Source organism: uncultured Friedmanniella sp. (assembly GCF_964244005.1).
GTDB lineage: Bacteria > Actinomycetota > Actinomycetes > Propionibacteriales > Propionibacteriaceae > Microlunatus.
Genome location: NZ_CAXTHG010000002.1, coordinates 129,163 through 146,226, shown reverse-complemented (window position 1 = coordinate 146,226; position 17,064 = coordinate 129,163). Strand labels below are relative to the sequence as shown.

Sequence of the window (17,064 nt, the reverse complement as noted above, 5' to 3'; positions counted from 1 at the left end):
CCGGGTCACCGTGGCTCTCCCACGACGTGGGCCAAAGCGTCGAGCAGCTGGTCGGTGGTGGACTCGTCGCGGACGGCGATCCGGATCCAGTCGGGGCCGAGACCGGGGAAGGTGTCACCGCGACGGACGGCGAAGCCGAGCGTCCGCAGCGCTCCCCGGACACCGCCAGGTGGGCGTTCGCCCCGGACGGGGGTGGTGTCGACCAGCACGAACGGGCCGGTCGGCTGCCCCGCTACCGCGAGGCCGAGCGCGGCCAGCCCCTTGACCAGGACCGTACGGCGGTCGGCGATGACGTCGGCCTGTTCGCGGGCCAGCGCGAGCGCGTCGTCGGCGACGCAGGCGCTGATGGCGGCCAGCGCCGGGGTGGACACCGACCAGGGTGGTTGCTGGGCGCGCAACGCGGCGACCAGAGTCGGGTCGCCGACGACGTAGCCAGCGCGCAGCCCCGCCAGCCCCCAGGTCTTGGTCAGGGACCGCAGCACCAGCAATCCGGTCAGGTCGCCGTCGATCAGGGACGTCGGTGAGCCCGCGACCGCGTCCAGGAACGCTTCGTCCACCACCAGCACCCGGCCGGGTCGACGCAGCCGCTCGAGCGCCGCCACGGGATGCAGCACGCTGGTCGGGTTGGTCGGGTTGCCGACGACGACCAGGTCGGCGTCGGCCGGCACCTGGTCTGGGTCGAGGACGAAGCCCGCACCAGCGTCCAGCAACACCCGGGTGGGCCGATGGCCCGCGGCGGTCAGCGCGGCCTCCGGCTCGGTGAACTGCGGATGCACGACCACCGCATGCTGCGGATGCAGGGCGCGGGCCAGCAGGGTGAACGCCTCCGCCGCACCGGCGGTGAGCAGCACGTTCTCGACGTCGACCCCGTGGGCCTTGGCCACCGCGGCCGTCGCGGCGGTGTGGTCGGGGTAGGCGCCGAGCTGGTCCACGGTCGCCGTGATGATCTGGTGCAGCCAGGCGGGCGGTGAGGTGTGCTGGACGTTGACGGCGAAGTCGACCAGCCCCTCGCCGGTCTCCGCGTCTCCGTGGTGCTGCAGGTCTTCTGATCCCTGAGCCTGTCGAGAGGCGTACGAGTGCACGGCCGCCGCGAAACGTTGGGCGAGCTGCGGGTGGCCGGCCCAGTGCAGGTGCAGATAGCTGGCGTGCAAGGTCGGCCGACCGGTACCGGCCGGGTCGGCGGAGAAACCGACCGGCTGCCCCTCGACCAGCCAGGCGGAGTGCTCGCCAGCGGCCGGCTCGACGTGGGTGCGGTGAAACTCGTGGGCGGTCAGTCGGGCCCCGGCGGGCCCGAGCAGGGTGTCGAGGTCCGCGACCAGGCTGCGGTAGCCGAGGGTGAGCCGCGGCGTCATCGCGCCTCTTGCGGCGATCGCCCCGACCATCGGCGAGCCGTCGACCTCCTCGCAGAGGTAGAGCAGCCCCGCGCACTCGGCGACGGTCGGCGTCCCGGCGTCGATCGCGGCCTTCAGCGCCGTTCGCAGGCTGGTGTTGGCGGCCAGCTCGGCCGCGTGCACCTCGGGGAAGCCACCGCCGAGGTAGATCCCCGCGGTGCCGGCGGGCAGCGCCGCGTCGGTCAGCGGGTCGAAGACCACGGGTTCGCAGCCGGCGGCGCGCAGCAGCTCGTCGGTCTCGGCGTAGCGGAAGGTGAACGCGCGGCCGGCCGCCACCGCGACCACCGGACGTCTCTCCGACGCGGGCTGCACCGACTGCTCCGGTGACCAGGGCTCCCCGTCGAGCGGTGCGGCGCCGTGGGCCAGCGCGAGCAGCCCGGTCAGGTCGAGGTGTTCGTGCACCTGCGCGGCGAGCGCCTCGATGTGAGCCACTGAGTTGGCGCGTTCGGCGGCGGGGACCAGGCCGAGGTGCCGCGACGGCGCTTCGATGCCCGCGTTCCGCGGCAGCACCCCCAGCACCGGCAGCCCGGTCGCCTCCATCGCGCGGACGATCTCGTCGCTGTGCCGCAGCGAGCCGGCCTTGTTGAGGATCACCCCGCTGAGGTGGACGCCCGCGTCGAAGGTGTTCAGCCCGTGCACGATGGCCGCTGCCGTCCGCGAGACCGAGCTGATGTCGAGCACCAGCACCACCGGCGCGCGCAGCAGGCCGGCGACGTGGGCGGTCGAGGCGTAGCCGTCGCCACCGATCTGGCCGTCGAAGAGGCCCATCACGCCCTCGACCACGGCCACGTCGGCGAGCTGCGGGGCGGCCATGCCGTGCAGGAACAGCGGCACGATCTGGTCCTCGCGGCACAGGTGCGGATCGAGGTTGCGGCCCGGCCGGCCGGTGGCCATCGCGTGGTAGCCCGGGTCGATGTAGTCCGGTCCGACCTTGAACGCCGCGACCTCCAGCCCCTCCTGCCGCAGCGCACCCATCAGCCCGGTCGCCACCGTGGTCTTGCCGTGCGACGACCCGGGCGCGGCCACTACGAGGCGCGGCGCGGTCACCACTCGATCCCTCGCTGACCCTTCTGGCCCGTCTGGAACGGGTGCTTGACCATGGTCATCTCCGTGACCAGGGTGGCGGCCTCGAGCAGCCGGGGGTCGGCGCGGCGGCCGGTGATGATCACGTGCTGGGTGCCGGGACGGCTGGCCAGGGTGCCCAGCACGTCGTCCAGGTCGACCCACCCCCACGCGATCGGGTAGGTGAACTCGTCCAGCACGTACAGCCCGTGCGCCTCGACCGCGAGCCGGCGCTTGATCTCCAGCCAGCCCTCCGCGGCTTCTGCTCGGTGGTCGGCTTCCTCGCCGGGCTTGCGCGACCAGGACCAGCCGGCGCCCATCTTGTGCCACTCGATCGGTCCGCCGCGGCCGGTCTGCTCGTGCAGCTCGGCCAGGGTCTCGAACGCGGTCTGCTCGCCGATCCGCCACTTGGCCGACTTCACGAACTGGAAGACCCCGACCGACCAGCCCTGGTTCCAGCCGCGCAGCGCCAGCCCGAACGCGGCCGTGCTCTTGCCCTTGCCGTCGCCGGTGTGCACGATCAGCTGCGGCCGGTTCCGCCGCTGCCGGGTCGTCAGTCCATCGTCCGGCACGACCTCCACGCGTCCCTCGGGCATCAGGCGGCCCTCGCGCCCGGGCGCGGGGTCCGGCTGCGGACGGCTGCCACCAGGGAGTCGGCCGCGACCTCCCCGACCGGGACGTGCTCGGCGCCGAGGTGCGCGCTGAGCACACGGGCAAGGCCGAGCCCGTAGCCGGTCTCGCAGTCGATCACCACCGACGCGACCCCGCTCGCCCGCAGCAGGGCGGCGGCCTGCCGGGACCGGCCGACGGCGTCTGGACCCGAGGTGGCGCGGCCGTCGGTGACCAGCACCAGCAGCGGTCGGCGCCTCGGGTCGCGGATGCGCTCCAGTCGCAGCGCCTCGGCCGCGCAGAGCAGCCCTTCGGCCAGCGGCGTCCGGCCCCCGCTCGGCAGCTCGTCCAGGCGGCGGGCGGCCACGTCGACCGAGGAGGTGGGCGGCAGCGCGAGCGTCGCCGTCGCCCCCCGGAAGGTGACCAGCCCGACCTTGTCGCGGCGTTGGTAGGCGTCCAGCAGCAGGGACAGTGCGGCGGTCTTGACCGCCTCCATCCGGCGCCGGGCGGCCATCGACCCGGACGCGTCCACCACTAGCAGCACCAGGTTGGACTCGCGTCCCTCGGTGACCGCGGTCCGCAGGTCGCTGCGGGACAGCCGCAGCGCGCGGCCGTCGACCCGGCCCCGGCGGTGTTGCTGGGGGGCGGCCGCGCGGATGGTCGCGGGCAGGTGCAGCGGACCGGGCGTTCCCGGGGCCGCCGCGCCGACCGTACGGCCGGTGGTGGTGACCGCGCGGCTGCGGCGGCCGGCCGTACCGGCCCCGACGCCGGACGCGGTGAACAGCCGGGTCCGGTACGCCGCCCCCGCGTGGCTGAGGCTGGTGGGTACGACCGCGGCGGCCGGCCGGTCGGGGGACTCGGGAACCGCGTCGGGGGTGTCGGCCGACGGCGGGGCCGGTGTCGGTTCCGGTCCGGCGGAGGGCGCGTCGCCCTTGCCCGGAGTCTCGCTCGGCTCGGACCCGTCGCCCTCGGCGCCCTCACCGTCCTCGTCCGGTGAGGTGCTGGGCTCGGGTTCGGGCTCCGGCGGCTCGGGCTCGTCCTCACCGAGCAGCCGGTCGAGCAGCTCCTCGTCCAGGCCGGGGGCGTCGAAGGGGTTGCGGCGGCGTCGGTGCGGCAGGGCCAGCCGGGCGGCGGCGCGGATGTCGGCCTTGGTGACCCGGGTCCGGCGGTGCCAGGCCGCATGCGCGACGGCGGCTCGGGCGGTGACCAGGTCGGCGCGCATCCCGTCCACCTCGAACGCCGCGCAGATCTCGGCGACCAGCACGAGCAGGTCGTCGCTCAGCTCGACCTCGCCCACGACCTTGCGGGCCGCGGCCAGCCGGGCGGCAAAGGCGGACTCGGCGTCGGCGTAGCCCGCGGCGAAACCGACCGGGTCGCGGTCGAAGGCCATCCGTCGACGGACGACCTCGGCCCGCAGCGCCGGGTCGCGGGGGGCGCTGACCTCGGCGGTCAAGCCGAAGCGGTCGAGCAGCTGCGGCCGCAGCTCGCCCTCCTCCGGGTTCATGGTGCCGATCAGCACCAGCCGGGACGCGTGCGCGATCGAGACGCCCTCGCGTTCGACGGTCGACCGGCCGGTGGCGGCGGCGTCGAGCAGCAGGTCGACCAGGTGGTCGTGCAGCAGGTTGACCTCGTCGACGTAGAGCAGCCCGCGGTGTGCGGCGGCGAGCAGTCCGGGCTCGTAGACGACCTGGCCGGCGCCGAGCGCCTGCTGCAGGTCGAGCGAGCCGAGCACCCGGTCCTCGGTGGCGCCGACGGGCAGCTCGACCAGTCGGGCGGGACGCGAGGTGGCGTCGGGGTCGGCGGGATGCGGACCGTCGGGGCAGCCGGGGTCGGGGTCGTTCGGGTCGCAGCTGAAGCGGCAGCCGGCCACCACCGCGACGGGGGGTAGGACCCGGGTCAGTGCCCGGACGGTGGTCGTCTTGGCCGTGCCCTTCTCGCCGCGGACCAGGACGCCGCCGACCTCGGGCGAGACGGTGGTCAGGATCAGCGCCAACAGCATGTCGTCGGAGCCGACGACGGCGGGGAACGGGAAGACGCGCTGCTCAGCCACGGGTACCGAGACCCTTCTGCGCGGATGTCCACGTCCGCACTACGAGGAGCCGCAGCGCGGGCGCGCGGGCGGCTGGCGGAGCAGACGGCCTGACTTCCCGGACGGATCCGGGTCACAGTGGCGGGACCGCTCCGGAGTTGCACCGGATTCCTCTGCTGACGCCGGGTCGATGATGCCACAGCGGTCCGGGGTTAGGGTCGAGCGGTGATTGAGGTGGTCGGGATCGGTGCGGCCGGCTGGGCGTCCCTGGCCGCGGCTGAGCGCACGCGCGTGCTCGCGGCCCGCCGGGTGCTGGGTGGGGCGCGTCACCTCGACCTGCTGCCGTACGTCCCCGGCCAGGAACGGACCGCGTGGCCGGCCGACCTGCGCGGCGCGCTGCCCGCGCTGGTCGCCGGCCACGAGACCGAGCCGGTGGTCGTGCTGGCCAGCGGTGACCCGTTGGTCGCCGGCGTGGGCGGCACGCTGGTCGAGCTCTTCGGCGCCGGCGCCGTCCGGGTGCATCCGCACGTGTCCTCGGTCGCGCTCGCGGCGGCCCGGATGGGCTGGTCGGCCGACTCCTACGCCGTGCTCCGGCTGCGCGGGAACGACGTCGACCTGCTGCGGCGCGAGCTCTTTTCCGGCCGCCGGCTGCTGGTGCTCGCCCGGGACGCCGCCAGCCCGGCCGAGATCGCGGCGCTGCTGGTCGAGTGCGGCTACGGCGACAGCGTCCTCACCGTGCTCGGTGACCTCGGGTCGGTGGCCGAGTCGCGGCAGGACGTACCGGCCGTCGACTGGTCTGGACCCGGACCGGACCTGCACGTGGTCTGCGTCTCGTGCACCGCCGGACCGGCGACGGCGACCGGGTCACTGGCGCCGGGGCTGCCCGACCCGGCGTACGACCACGACGGCCAGCTGACCAAGCGCGACGTCCGCTCCTCGGCGCTCGCCCACCTGCAGCCGCGTCCGGGTGAGCTGCTCTGGGACGTCGGCGCCGGCGCCGGGTCGATCGCCATCGAGTGGATGCGCAGTCACCCCAGCTGCCGTGCCCTCGCGGTCGAGCAGCACGAGCTGCGGGCCAAGCGGATCGCCGCCAACGCGGCCGCCCTCGGCGTACCGGGACTGCAGACGGTGCTGGGGGCGGCGCCCGAGGCGCTGGTCGGGCTCCCGGTCCCGGACGCGGTCTTCGTCGGCGGTGGGGCGGGGGACGAGACGCTCACGGTGGCCTGGTCGGCGCTGCGGTCCGGTGGCCGGCTGGTGGTGCACGCAGTCACCCAGGAGACGGAGATGCTGCTGGCGGCGCGGTGGCGCGAGCACGGTGGGGAGCTGACCCGGATCTCCGTCGAGCACCTGGAGCCGATCGGCCGCAGCCACGGCTGGAAGCCCGCGCGGGCGGTGGTCCAGTGGAGTGCCCACAAGCCGTGAGCCAGCAACCATGACCGTCCACTTCGTGGGCGCGGGTCCGGGAGCGGCCGACCTGCTCACCGTACGGGCGGTCCGGCTGCTGGAGTCCTCACCGGTCTGCGTCTACGCCGGGACCTACCTCGACGCCGAGGTGCTGGCCCACTGCGCGCCCGGTACCCGGCTCGTCGACAGCCAACACCTCGACCTGGACCAGATCACCGCCGAGCTGCAGGCCGCGCACACGGCGGGGCTGGACGTCGTCCGGCTCTGTTCGGGGGACCCGTCGCTCTACTCCGCGCTGGCGGAGCAGACCCGCCGGCTCGACCGACTGGGCATCCCGTGGGACGTCACCCCCGGGGTGCCGGCGTACGCGGCCGCGGCGGCGATCGTCGGGCGCGAGCTGACCGTGCCCGAGGTCGCCCAGTCGGTGGTGCTGACCCGGGTCGCGGCGGCCTCGACGGCGATGCCGGCCACGGAGTCGCTCGCCGCCTTCGCCGCCACCCGGGCCACCCTGGTGCTGCACCTGGCCATCCGCCGGATCCGCGAGCTCTGCGCTTCGCTGGCGGGGGCCTACGGACCGGACTGCCCGGTCGTCGTGGTGGCCAACGCCAGCCAGCCGTCGCAGGTGCTGCTACGAGGCACCCTCGACGATATGGCCGACCAGGTCGAGGCCGTCGGCCTGCGCCAGGCCGCGGTGATCATGGTCGGCGAGGCCCTACGAGCCGAGAACTTCGTCGAGTCGCACCTCTACGGCCCTCGTCACCGGTCCTCGGGGTGACCCTTCAGGGCGACTTCGGTCACCATGCTGCCGCTCATCCGGTCGGCGTAGGTTCGGCCGTTCCGCTGGGCGGCGCCCCCGACTTGGGCGATAAGCAGCGCATACGCTGCCGCCGCCAGCAGGCTGCCGGACACGATCTTGTCGGCGCGGAGCTGCCAGACGGACTGATGACCCAGCGTACGGACGACTTCGGTGATGCCGCGCAGGTCGGAGGTGGTCAGGATGACCGCACAGGCCCGGCGTCCTTCGGCGTCGAGGCGCTCCAGCACGTCGGTCTCGGTGACGCGCCTTGTCACCGACGGAGACCGCCGATCTGTCGATGTCTGGCGGGCGTCGGTGAGGTCGATGATGCTGTCGGCCAGGGAGGCTGAGCCAGCGGCCGACCAGCCGCTGATCTGTCGGGCACCGAGCAGCGCGAGCAGAGCCTGCTCCAGGGCCGCCACGTCCGAGGCGCCGGAGGCGTACCTCGCAGGATGACCAGGGGCCGTCACCACGGTGATTGGTGCTGCCGCCGCGCAGCGGAACAGTTGGAGCGCCAGCCCCTCGGCACGTGCTGAGCGGAGCAGCAGCTTGACCGGTCCCCAGGACGTGTCGGCCTCCTGACCGAGCTCCGCGAGCGGCCACGCCGACACCGGCGTCTCACCGGACTCCACCCGTCGGCGCGTGTCGGCACCGACGGCGGCGAGCAGTGAGCGAAAGGCCGCAAGCTCCAACGTGGGTCCCGCCGCCAAGCCGGACAGCGAGGGCTCGAAGGCGGCCGCCGACCGGTCCCCGGGTCCGCTGACCACCGCTTCCACCGGGACCGACCCCGGCTGCGTGGTGTAGCGATCTTCGGCGAGTGCCCAGCGGGGCTGCACCTCGCCGCCGGTCCAGGTCACCAGGTCGGGGATCTCCACCCGCTCGCCGTCCTGGTCCACCGTGAGCAGATCGAGGCGCCGGTGGAGCTCGACGGTGTACCGGCTGGCAGGCCGTTCTAGCGCGGCCAACCGGAGTTCGAGCACCGTGGAGGAGGCGAAGTCGACGAGCGGGGACGGACCGGTGGCGGGAGCAACCAGCACCGCCACCTTGACGGGCAGCTGCGGAGCGGCGTCGTCGTCGGTCGACGCCAGCTGGTCCAGGGAGAGGTCCGCCGGCGAGGAGAGTCGCACGCCCTGCGGCCGGGCGGCGCCGATCCCGTTGGCGGCCAGTGCGTCTGCTAGGAGGGCCAGCTTGCCCGGGTCGAGCCCAACACGGTCACCTGGGAGGTCAGCACTCGATCGAAGCCTGCGCTGTTGCCGCCGAGGTCGTTGACCAGCATCCGCTGGTTCTCGAAGGCGGCAGCCTCTGTCAGGCCACTCGAGGTCGGACCAAACCCCTTCGTGACCACGCCGCGGCCTCGAAGCGTTTGCAGCAGCGAGGTGATCATCCCCGCGCGCTCTTGCTGCATGCCGGCGAGAAGGTCCGACAGAGCCGTGGTCTCGTCGAGGTGCGGGAGCAGGATCGACAACAGCTGGAACGCGCTGGCGCCGCGGATGACGAAGGACTGGCTAGGGGTGAGTCGATCTGAACTGTTAACCCGCGCGGCCGTCGCTTATCTGGACAGTCTCGACACCGACTACCTGACGGCCCGGGATCAATGCCGCGCTCGAGCTCGTCGGGCCCGATGACGAAGTCGACGAGGTCGTCGAAGCCGGCAAACGGCATCTGCGCGCGATCGACGACGACTGGTGATCGTCCGAGGTGAGACCTACTGAAGTGACTTAGCGCCCTGCAGGGCAGCCGGCCCGCGTAGTTGCGGCCCGTGCTCGTTGTGTCATCCGATCAGCACAATCGGTCGGCAATGGCCACGGTGGTCGTCGTCGCCATCACGTCTCGAACTGAGCGTGCCGCCATACCCGGCAACGCCTTCCTCCCTGCCGCGATCACGGGTCTGCCCTGCGACTCGGCCGTCAATGTGACGTCGCTGGTCACGGTCAACAAGTACGAACTACGGGTACCCATCGGATCGGTGGCGGGGGACCTTCTGCGTGAGGTCGACGCCGGCCCTCGGCAAGCTCTAGAGGGCTCTGAGTGTTCCGCCACTGACATCGTGATCGATTGTGACGGGTAGTCGCGTCAAGATCGATCAGCGGAGCGGTTACCGGGCCTGTAGAGGTGGGACTTGACGAAGTTCTCGGCCCGGAGGGCCTCGCCCACCATGATCACTGCGGCCTGTCTGAGCCCGACGGCCTCGACCCGGTCGGGAAGGCCCAACGAGCTAAGAAGGCCGAGAGCGACCTTCGATCCGCCGAGGACGAGCGTCTTGCGGGTGCAGGCGTTCTGAGCGAGGGTGGCTCGGAGTCCGGGAAGGGGGAGGAGGTACGGGGGACTTGGCGGAAGGTAGATGAGGACAATGAACGGTTTCTCACCCCTTCGAACTCCACGAGAGGACGGTCCAGCAGTCAACGAGAACATGCGGCAGATTGATGCGAGAGCACCGGCACTCGAGCAGCGGCGGAGCACCTTCTCCGCCACAAGACCAAGCGCCAGGTCACGAAGACGGTCGGTGATGGCGGCTGACAGCGCACCAGCGTTCACATCAGGCACGCGTTCACCTTGTCTGAACGCTGAGCAATGATGAACGCCCTAGTCAGGGGTGGCTGCGGGACGTCCAGACCCCGCCGGCGGCGGTGAGGCGGGTCTGGCTGGACCCGACGATCAGCAGGCAGGACATGTCGATCGTCTCGGGATCAAGATCATCCAGGGTGGTGATGATCAGCTCTTCGCCGTCGCGACCGACCTGCTTTCCTACCACCACAGGGGTTTCGGGCGCGCGGTGCTCGAGCATGATCAACTTCATCCGGGCCACCTGGTCGCGCCGGCTGCGGGAGGCAGGGTTGTAGATCGCCAGCACCAGGTCGCCGGCGCCGATGGCGTGCAGCCGCTGCTCGACCAGCTCCCAGGGCTTCAGCCGGTCCGAGAGGGACAGGACGGCGTAGTCCCCGCCCAGCGGGGCACCGGCGCGGGCGGCTACGGCCTGCGCGGCGGTCACCCCGGGCAGCACCTCGACGGTCACCTCAGCGAACGACTCGTTCGCGACCACCGCCTCGTAGACCGCTGACGCCATCCCGAAGACCCCCGCGTCCCCACCGGAGACCACCGCCACCCGCATCCCCCGGCGCGCCAGGTCCAGCGCGAACGACGCCCGGTCGACTTCGACGGTGTTGCCGGACGCGTGCCGCTGCAGCCCGGGTCGCTGCGGCACCCGGTCGAGGTACGGTCCGTACCCGACGACGTGGTCCACCTCGGCCAGCGCGGCCGTCACCTCGGGCGTGACCCAGCGGTCCGGCCCCGGACCAAGACCGACCACCAGCAGCCGACCATTCGTCACGACGACGGGCTCGGGGAGAACCGTCCGGGCCCGCTGAGCCGCGTCGGCCCGCAGGTCCGGGCCGGGCACCAGCACCATCGAGAAGTACGGCACCGCGTCGGCGTCCACCTCGCTCACCGGCAGCCGCCGCTCTCGGCCGGTGCTGGCCCGTTCGACGTACCAGGCGTCCTCCAGCCGACCCGCTTGACGCAGCGCCTCGCGGACGCCGGCGAAGGTCCGGCCGAGCTTCATGATTGCGGCGCCCCCGCCGTCGGCCAGCCGCCGTGCGAGCTCGGGCACGGCCATCGTGCCGGAGAGCACGGTGAACGTGTCCTCGTGCCGGCTGATCGGGCGCGCCACCGCAGCCGACGCCGCGCTCACCGAGGTGACCCCGGGCACGATGTCGCACGGGTACCGGTCGGCCAGCCGGTCGTGCAGGTAGGAGTAGGAGCTGTAGAACAGCGGGTCGCCCTCCGCGAGCACCACGACGGTCCGGCCGGCGTCCAGGTGCTTGCCCAGCCGCTCGGCCGACTCGTCGTAGAAGTCCTCGATCGCCCCGTAGTAGCCCAGCGGGTGCTCGGTTCTGCCCGTGGTCACCGGGTAGATCAACAGCTCCTCGGTAGCGTCCGGGCTGATCAGGTCGGCCACGATGGTGCGGGCGATCGAGCGTCCCTCGGTTCCGGAGTGGTAGGCGACGACGTCCGCGTCCCGGATCAGCCGGGCTGCTTTCAGCGTCACCAGCTCGGGGTCGCCCGGACCGACGCCCACCCCGTACAACCGGCCGGTCACGCGATCTCGTCCTCGTGGGCGAGGGCGTTCAGGGCTGACGCGCAGAGCGCTGAGCCGCCGCGGCGGCCGTGCACGACCAGGTACGGGATGTCCCACGGGTTGGCCGCGAGGGCGATCTTGGACTCCGCGGACCCGACGAAGCCCACCGGGATGCCGAGGATCGCCGCGGGCCGCGGGCCGCCGTCCGCGATCTGTTCGAGCAGGTGGAAGAGCGCGGTCGGCGCGTTGCCGATGGCCACCACGGACCCCTCCAGCTCGGGTCCCCAGAACGACACCGCTGCCGCGGAACGGGTGGTCGCCCACGCCCGGGCCCGGTCTGGCACCCGCGGATCGGCCAGCAGGCAGTGCACGGCGTTGTCCGCGGGGAGCCGCCGCCGGGTCACGCCCGAGGCGATCATGTACGCGTCGGTGAAGATCGCCGCGCCGGCCCGTAACGCCCCGCGCGCCGCCGTGACGAGCCGCGGGTGGAAATCACACGTTGCCGGCAGGTCCAGATCGCCGCTGGCGTGGATCATCCGGACCGCGACCGTGGCCGCGTCCGGGGTCAATCCGGACAGGTCCGCCTCCGCGCGGACCTCGGCGAACGATCGCCGGTAGATCTCGACCGGGTCGGCGACGTAGTCGTAGCGCCGGGTCGGCGGCGCGGTCTCGAGCTCGAGGTCAACCATGGGTCACCAATGCATGCGTCGCCACGTCGAGGAGCTGGTCCCGGGTGGGGGCCACGAGGTCTCGGTGGTGCTCGTTGACGGGCGCACCGCAACGCCTCTCGCACCCGCTGACGTGGGTCCGCGGCCAGATCGCCGGCATCCCGGCCACCGAGCGAACAAGCGACTGGGTGTCGATCAGGCCCTTCGTGCACCAGGGCGCTCCGACGCAGGCGCTGATCGTGGTCCACGGGGAGCCGGCGTCGACCACGAGCCCGGTCGCGGTCAACGTCGGCAGCGACTTCGCTCCGTCGGCGAGGACCAGACCGCGCCACGGCGTGATCACGACGGCGCCGTCCCCGGCCGCTTCGGACACGGCGTGTCGCTGGTCGGGAGCGAGGAAGCCCAGGGGTACGGCCACGCTCGCGTGCGCCCCCACGGCGCCGAGGGGTATCGGCTCCGGCGACGGCACGGACACCGGCGCCAGCCTGGTCAGCCCGGTCGCCCACCCGGTGAGATCGCTGACGCGCCACGCGCCGGCCGGACCGGCCGACGACGCGAAGTCCAGCGCCAGCCCGACCAGCTCGGCCACCGCGTCATGCGCCGGGATCTCGCGGCCACGATCGTTCCTCACCAGCAGCAGCCCGCGCTCGGCGTCTCGAGCCAGGTAGGTGAGGTCAGGACGTAGGGCAGCCACGTCCCCGCGGCCGTCGTCGAGCCCGAAGAGGAAGCGGCCCGACAACGACGCGAGAGCCGGTTCGGCGGTCACCGCCTCGTCCAGCGCCCGCACGAGCAGCCGCAGATCGGCGTGCCCGCCCGCCAGCCCGGTCAACGGCGAGCAGAGGAGATTACGCACCCGTTCGTGGGTCACCGAGGGCAAGAAGCCGGCCTCGACGACCGCGTCCTCGAAGGCGACGGGGGGCACCTCGGGGAGCCCGCGGACCTGCAGGCTGGCCCGCGAGGTGAGCTGCAGGACGCCACTGCCGAACCGTTCGGCCACGGCGCCGAGCCGGGCGAGGGCCGCGCCGGTGGTCTGGCCGCCGGGCACGCGTACGCGCACCATCGCACCGTCGGCCGCCTGGTGCGGCCGCAGCACCCCAGGGCAGCGGTCGTCGGACATGCCCGCCATCGTAAGTCGCCCCGGGCGGCTGGCTAGGTTTCGTCCGTGGCCCGCTACCCCTTCACCCAGGTCGACGTGTTCAGATCAGCCCCGTTGACGGGTAACCCGCTCGCCGTCGTGCACGGCGCCGACGGTCTGGCCGAGGACCAGCTGCCGGAGTTCGCCCGCTGGACGGGGTTGTCGGAGACCGTCTTCCTGCTCGAGCCCACCGAGCCCGAGGCCGACTACCGGGTCCGGATCTTCACGACCGACCGTGAGCTGCCCTTCGCCGGCCACCCGACCCTCGGCTCGGCGTACGCGTGGCTGCGGGCCGGCGGTCGGCCACGACGGGACGGCCGCGTCGTCCAGCAGTGCGGCGTCGGACTGGTCGACGTCACGGTCGAGGAGGAGCGGCTCGCCTTTGCGGCGCCGCCGCTGACCCGCTTCGAGCCGGTCGAGGAGTCGTTGCGAGAGCGGCTCACGGGCGGGCTCGGTCTGGCACCCGGTGAGCTGCTCGAGGCGTCCTGGCTGGTCAACGGGCCGGAGTGGATCGGCGTCCGGCTGGCCAGCGCGGCCGCGGTGCTGGCCGTCCGTCCCGATCCCGAGCGGCTGGACGGACTGGACGTCGGTCTGATCGGCCCGCACCCCGCCGGCGGCGACGCCCAGGTGGAGGTGCGGGCGTTTCTCTTCGCCGACGGGGTGGTCGAGGACCCCGTCACCGGCAGCCTCAACGCCGGCCTGGCGCACTGGCTGATCAGCAGCGGGCTGGTGCCGAGCTCCTACGTCGCCGCCCAGGGCACCGCCGTCGGCGCGGCCGGCCGGGTCCACCTCGACCGACGGGACGACGCCCTTTGGGTCGGCGGCCAGGTCGCCTCGGTGGTCAGCGGATCGGTCGAGCTCTGACCCTTATCGGAACCAGGCACGGCGAAGGCCTCGCTGTGCCACAGTGACGCCGGTGAACGAGCAGTCGTCAGCGGGCTCCGACGAGGACGCGGTCGTCGTGCAGGGTGATCATGGTCTGGGTCGGTTCGTCGACCGGCTGGCGGCTCCCGTTCGTGCCGCGGCCCGTGCTCAGCCTGTTCACGGGCGCCGGCGTCGACTTCGCCCGGCGAGCCGGGTCGCGACTGCGACCCGTGCAGAACATCCCGGTCCCCGGCCCCTGGCGGACGGCCGACCTCTGCGAGCGGCTCGAGCGGATCACCGGGGTCGAGGTCGTGAACGGCACCCGGGTCTCACGCCGACAGGCTGCAGCCGAGGTCGTGCGCCGAACCCAGCGCCTTCCCTAGCAACCTGCCTCACTCCTGGTAGAGCACCTCGAACCGCTCCAAGACGACTGGCATGTCGTGGCGAAACCCCCGGCCCGTCGGGTCATGGGCCCGGAAGAACGCCTCGTGGTCGGCCCGCCAGGCGTCCAGGGTGCGGTCGCCCTCACCCTCAGCGAAGGCATGATCCTCGTCGACCTGGTCGAACTCCTTCACCTCAACGGACGTCACGGCGACCAGGGCCCGTGGCCGGCCCCGGCCGTCCAGCAGGATGCCCATCGCCCCCGGCTCGGGCAGTGGCTCCTCCTCGACGTCGTAGTCCTCGCGCGCACTGGCCGTGGCCGTCTTCGTGCCCTCGAGCACCAGGGCCAGCAGCAGAAAGGTTCGGCAGTGGGCCAGCTCGCGACCGCCCCCGAATCTGTAGCGTCACACGTCCCGAACTGGTAGTGTCCGCGTGCCCGGGATTGTCGCGCAGGAGAGCCCGAAACTGTAGCGCTTAAAGGCCCGAAACGGTAGCGTACGTGTCGTGGGCAGAATCATCCAGACCATGAAAGGCTACGCCAGACGCATCGTGGACGACGAGTTGGACGAGTTGCTGACGGGCTTGTCCGCCGTGAGCCTTGAAGGCCCTAAAGGTGTCGGAAAGACCGCTACGGCGGCGGCCAGGGCGGGGACGAGCTATCAGCTCGACGTGCCCGCCGAGCTGCAGGTGGCTCAGGCTGATCCCCGTCGGCTCCTGGCCGGGGCAGAGCCGATCCTCATCGACGAGTGGCAGCTGTTCCCGGCAAGCTGGGATCTGGTTCGCCGAGCCGTGGACGAGAATCCTGCTCCGTCCCGTTTCCTCTTGACCGGCTCGGCCTCGCCGAGCGGCGCCCCGACGCACAGCGGCGCCGCACGCATCGTCCCAGTCCGGATGCGCCCTCTCTCTCTGGCTGAGCGCGACATCGAGACCTCGGTGAGCCTGGCAGAGCTGCTCTCAGGTAGCGGCGCTGCTATCGCCGGAACAACGGAGACGACCTTGCGCGACTACGTTGAGGAGATTCTTGCCGGGGGCTTTCCGGCTATCCGCGGGCTGCCCGGGCGCGCAGCGCGCGCGCAACTGGACGGCTACCTGCAACGCGTGATCGACCGCGAGTTCCCCGAGCAGGGTCTGACGGTGCGTCATCCCGACACGTTGCGGGCCTGGATGAGGGCCTACGCTGCCGCCACGTCGAGCACCGCAACCTTTGAGTCCATACGCGGCGCCGCTACTCCAGGAGTGGGGAACAAGCCCGCAAGGAGTACCACCATTCCCTACCGGGATGTCTTGAGCCGGCTGTGGCTGCTCGACCCCGTGCCCGCCTGGCTACCCACGAACAACAAGTTCAAGGAGCTTGCCGCCGTCGAGAAGCACCAGCTCGCCGACCCTGCGCTGGCGGCTCGTCTGCTCAACGTCACTGCAGCGAAGCTGTTGTCGGGTGAGGCCGTCGGCCCAGCCGTCCCGCGCGATGGCACCTTGCTTGGCGCACTGTTTGAGGGTCTCATCGCGCTCAACCTTCGTGTCTACGCGCAGTCCTGCGAAGCCGAGGTGCGCCACCTGCGCACTCATCGCGGCGAGCACGAGGTCGACTTCGTCGTCGTCGCTGGTGACGGCGGCGTGGTGGCAGTAGAGGTAAAGCTCTCCACCACCGTCGAAGAATCTGACCTGACGCACCTGAAGTGGCTACGCACGACCCTCGGCACCGACCTGCGCGACGCGGTTCTGCTCACGACGGGCCAGCACGCCTACCGAAGAGCGGACGGCATCGCGGTCATCCCCGCAGCGCTACTCGGTCCCTGACGAGTCGTCCTGGCCAGCTCGACCACGGCATCGACATGGAGGAGCATGACCTGAGCGCTGTCACCGTCGGCGTTCACGCAGTCCAGCAGCTGAGCCTGCACTCGGGGTGCCGGTTCGACGAGGTCGATGCCGGCTTGTCGCCGACGTCCTGACGGTCGTTTCGCTCGCTCACGTCCTCCACCCGACCGTTACTGCAGCCGATCTCGATCAGGCCTCTGTCGGCTTTGGCGAACGCGACAATCGGGCGGCCGGGGTCGCGTGCTTCGATCCGACCGCACTTCAGAGTGGCGGTGGTGAGTCCGCAGTCGCCCCCGCGGAGGAACAGTGGTCATGACTGACACCACGACTGACACGTCCGGCCCCGAGAAGATCGCCGAGCTGGCCAAGGGCATCACCTTTGCCATGCTCACCACCGTCGACGAGACGGGCGCCTTCGTGAGCCGGCCGATGGCCCACCAGGACAGCGACTTCGACGGCGAGCTCTGGTACCTCTCCTCCCGCGACTCCCGCAAGGTCGCGCACCTGACCGCCAACCCGCACGTCGGGGTGACCCTCAGCTCGCGTGACGTCTGGATCTCCATCAACGGCACCGCCTCGGTCGTCGACGACCGGGCCAAGGTCGCCGAGCTCTGGACCACGCAGATGGACGGCTGGTTCCCCCAGGGGCCCGACGACACGTCCGTGGTGGCCATCAGGGTCGACGGCGACACCGCGGAGTACTGGGACACCCCGGGTGGACTGGTCGCCTCCGCGCTGAGCCTGGTCAAGGTCAAGACCACCGGTCACCGCTACGCCGGCAACGACAACGAGGTCGTCGACCTCTGAGACGGGTTGGATGCCCTGGCCGCCCGGT

At 72.0% G+C, this 17,064-nt stretch carries 17 protein-coding genes and 1 riboswitch; of the genes, 7 read left to right on the top strand and 10 right to left on the bottom strand.

The window, feature by feature from the left end; translation table 11 throughout:
- Positions 1-5 precede the first annotated feature (5 nt).
- The 3 genes from ACFE76_RS02035 to ACFE76_RS02025 are packed head-to-tail and all read right to left on the bottom strand — an operon-like array spanning position 6 to position 5,061.
- Complete coding sequence (locus tag ACFE76_RS02035) at positions 6-2,438, bottom strand: cobyrinate a,c-diamide synthase (protein ID WP_375430061.1); 2,433 nt, start codon at positions 2,436-2,438, stop codon at positions 6-8.
- The gene (cobO, locus tag ACFE76_RS02030; RefSeq protein WP_375430060.1) at positions 2,435-3,049 is read right to left on the bottom strand and encodes a cob(I)yrinic acid a,c-diamide adenosyltransferase; all 615 of its coding nucleotides are present in this window, start codon (positions 3,047-3,049) and stop codon (positions 2,435-2,437) included. Before cobO ends, ACFE76_RS02035 begins: the two co-directional genes overlap by 4 nt.
- Positions 3,049-5,061, bottom strand: a complete 2,013-nt coding sequence (locus ACFE76_RS02025; RefSeq protein ID WP_375430139.1) for a VWA domain-containing protein — start codon at positions 5,059-5,061, stop codon at positions 3,049-3,051. The genes cobO and ACFE76_RS02025 overlap by 1 nt, the downstream gene beginning before the upstream one ends.
- A gap of 130 nt (positions 5,062-5,191) precedes the next feature.
- A riboswitch (adenosylcobalamin (AdoCbl) riboswitch) is annotated at positions 5,192-5,269 on the bottom strand.
- A gap of 47 nt (positions 5,270-5,316) precedes the next feature.
- Here ACFE76_RS02025 and cbiE point away from each other — a divergent pair.
- Both cbiE and cobM read left to right on the top strand, forming a co-directional pair.
- Positions 5,317-6,513: a precorrin-6y C5,15-methyltransferase (decarboxylating) subunit CbiE gene (cbiE, locus tag ACFE76_RS02020; RefSeq protein ID WP_375430059.1), complete on the top strand. Its 1,197-nt coding sequence runs from the start codon at positions 5,317-5,319 to the stop codon at positions 6,511-6,513.
- Positions 6,514-6,523: 10 nt separating this feature from the next.
- Entirely contained in the window at positions 6,524-7,270 is a 747-nt protein-coding gene (gene cobM, locus ACFE76_RS02015; protein ID WP_375430058.1) for a precorrin-4 C(11)-methyltransferase, read from the top strand.
- Here cobM and ACFE76_RS02010 read toward each other — a convergent pair.
- Positions 7,252-8,418 (bottom strand): hypothetical protein, encoded by a 1,167-nt coding sequence (locus ACFE76_RS02010; protein ID WP_375430057.1) that lies wholly within the window; start codon positions 8,416-8,418, stop codon positions 7,252-7,254. The genes cobM and ACFE76_RS02010 overlap by 19 nt on opposite strands.
- A 47-nt stretch (positions 8,419-8,465) precedes the next feature.
- Complete coding sequence (locus tag ACFE76_RS02005; protein WP_375430056.1) at positions 8,466-8,756, bottom strand: hypothetical protein; 291 nt, start codon at positions 8,754-8,756, stop codon at positions 8,466-8,468.
- Between the two features lie 294 nt (positions 8,757-9,050).
- Between ACFE76_RS02005 and ACFE76_RS02000 the strand changes: the two genes are divergently transcribed.
- Complete coding sequence (locus ACFE76_RS02000) at positions 9,051-9,359, top strand: type II toxin-antitoxin system PemK/MazF family toxin (protein ID WP_375430055.1); 309 nt, start codon at positions 9,051-9,053, stop codon at positions 9,357-9,359.
- Positions 9,360-9,364: 5 nt separating this feature from the next.
- Here the strand turns inward: ACFE76_RS02000 and ACFE76_RS01995 are convergent, their stop codons facing one another.
- The 4 genes from ACFE76_RS01995 to ACFE76_RS01980 are packed head-to-tail and all read right to left on the bottom strand — an operon-like array spanning position 9,365 to position 13,151.
- Positions 9,365-9,835, bottom strand: a complete 471-nt coding sequence (locus ACFE76_RS01995) for a hypothetical protein (RefSeq protein ID WP_375430054.1) — start codon at positions 9,833-9,835, stop codon at positions 9,365-9,367.
- Positions 9,836-9,878: 43 nt separating this feature from the next.
- On the bottom strand, positions 9,879-11,387 hold the full coding sequence (locus ACFE76_RS01990; RefSeq protein WP_375430053.1) for a precorrin-2 C(20)-methyltransferase: 1,509 nt from the start codon (positions 11,385-11,387) through the stop codon (positions 9,879-9,881).
- Positions 11,384-12,055: a precorrin-8X methylmutase gene (locus tag ACFE76_RS01985; protein ID WP_375430052.1), complete on the bottom strand. Its 672-nt coding sequence runs from the start codon at positions 12,053-12,055 to the stop codon at positions 11,384-11,386. Before ACFE76_RS01985 ends, ACFE76_RS01990 begins: the two co-directional genes overlap by 4 nt.
- Complete coding sequence (locus ACFE76_RS01980; RefSeq protein ID WP_375430051.1) at positions 12,048-13,151, bottom strand: precorrin-3B synthase; 1,104 nt, start codon at positions 13,149-13,151, stop codon at positions 12,048-12,050. Before ACFE76_RS01980 ends, ACFE76_RS01985 begins: the two co-directional genes overlap by 8 nt.
- A 45-nt stretch (positions 13,152-13,196) precedes the next feature.
- Between ACFE76_RS01980 and ACFE76_RS01975 the strand changes: the two genes are divergently transcribed.
- Entirely contained in the window at positions 13,197-14,033 is an 837-nt protein-coding gene (locus ACFE76_RS01975) for a PhzF family phenazine biosynthesis protein (RefSeq protein WP_375430050.1), read from the top strand.
- Between the two features lie 110 nt (positions 14,034-14,143).
- A complete protein-coding gene (locus tag ACFE76_RS01970; RefSeq protein ID WP_375430049.1) occupies positions 14,144-14,416 on the top strand; it encodes a hypothetical protein in 273 nt (90 codons plus the stop codon).
- A gap of 9 nt (positions 14,417-14,425) precedes the next feature.
- Here the strand turns inward: ACFE76_RS01970 and ACFE76_RS01965 are convergent, their stop codons facing one another.
- Positions 14,426-14,755, bottom strand: a complete 330-nt coding sequence (locus ACFE76_RS01965; protein ID WP_375430048.1) for an ASCH domain-containing protein — start codon at positions 14,753-14,755, stop codon at positions 14,426-14,428.
- A gap of 163 nt (positions 14,756-14,918) precedes the next feature.
- On the opposite strand from ACFE76_RS01965, the gene ACFE76_RS01960 reads away from it, so the two are divergent.
- Complete coding sequence (locus tag ACFE76_RS01960) at positions 14,919-16,211, top strand: ATP-binding protein (protein WP_375430047.1); 1,293 nt, start codon at positions 14,919-14,921, stop codon at positions 16,209-16,211.
- Positions 16,212-16,541: 330 nt separating this feature from the next.
- Complete coding sequence (locus ACFE76_RS01955) at positions 16,542-17,036, top strand: pyridoxamine 5'-phosphate oxidase family protein (protein ID WP_375430046.1); 495 nt, start codon at positions 16,542-16,544, stop codon at positions 17,034-17,036.
- The last annotated feature ends 28 nt before the right edge of the window (positions 17,037-17,064 follow it).

Coding starts and splice junctions, on each gene's coding strand:
- cobO (WP_375430060.1), bottom strand. CDS start 3,049: ATGCCCGAGGGACGCGTGGAGGTCGTGCCGGACGATGGACTGACGACC.
- ACFE76_RS02025 (WP_375430139.1), bottom strand. CDS start 5,061: ATGCTGTTGGCGCTGATCCTGACCACCGTCTCGCCCGAGGTCGGCGGC.
- cobM (WP_375430058.1), top strand. CDS start 6,524: ATGACCGTCCACTTCGTGGGCGCGGGTCCGGGAGCGGCCGACCTGCTC.
- ACFE76_RS01985 (WP_375430052.1), bottom strand. CDS start 12,055: ATGGTTGACCTCGAGCTCGAGACCGCGCCGCCGACCCGGCGCTACGAC.
- ACFE76_RS01980 (WP_375430051.1), bottom strand. CDS start 13,151: ATGTCCGACGACCGCTGCCCTGGGGTGCTGCGGCCGCACCAGGCGGCC.
- ACFE76_RS01970 (WP_375430049.1), top strand. CDS start 14,144: ATGGTCTGGGTCGGTTCGTCGACCGGCTGGCGGCTCCCGTTCGTGCCG.
- ACFE76_RS01955 (WP_375430046.1), top strand. CDS start 16,542: ATGACTGACACCACGACTGACACGTCCGGCCCCGAGAAGATCGCCGAG.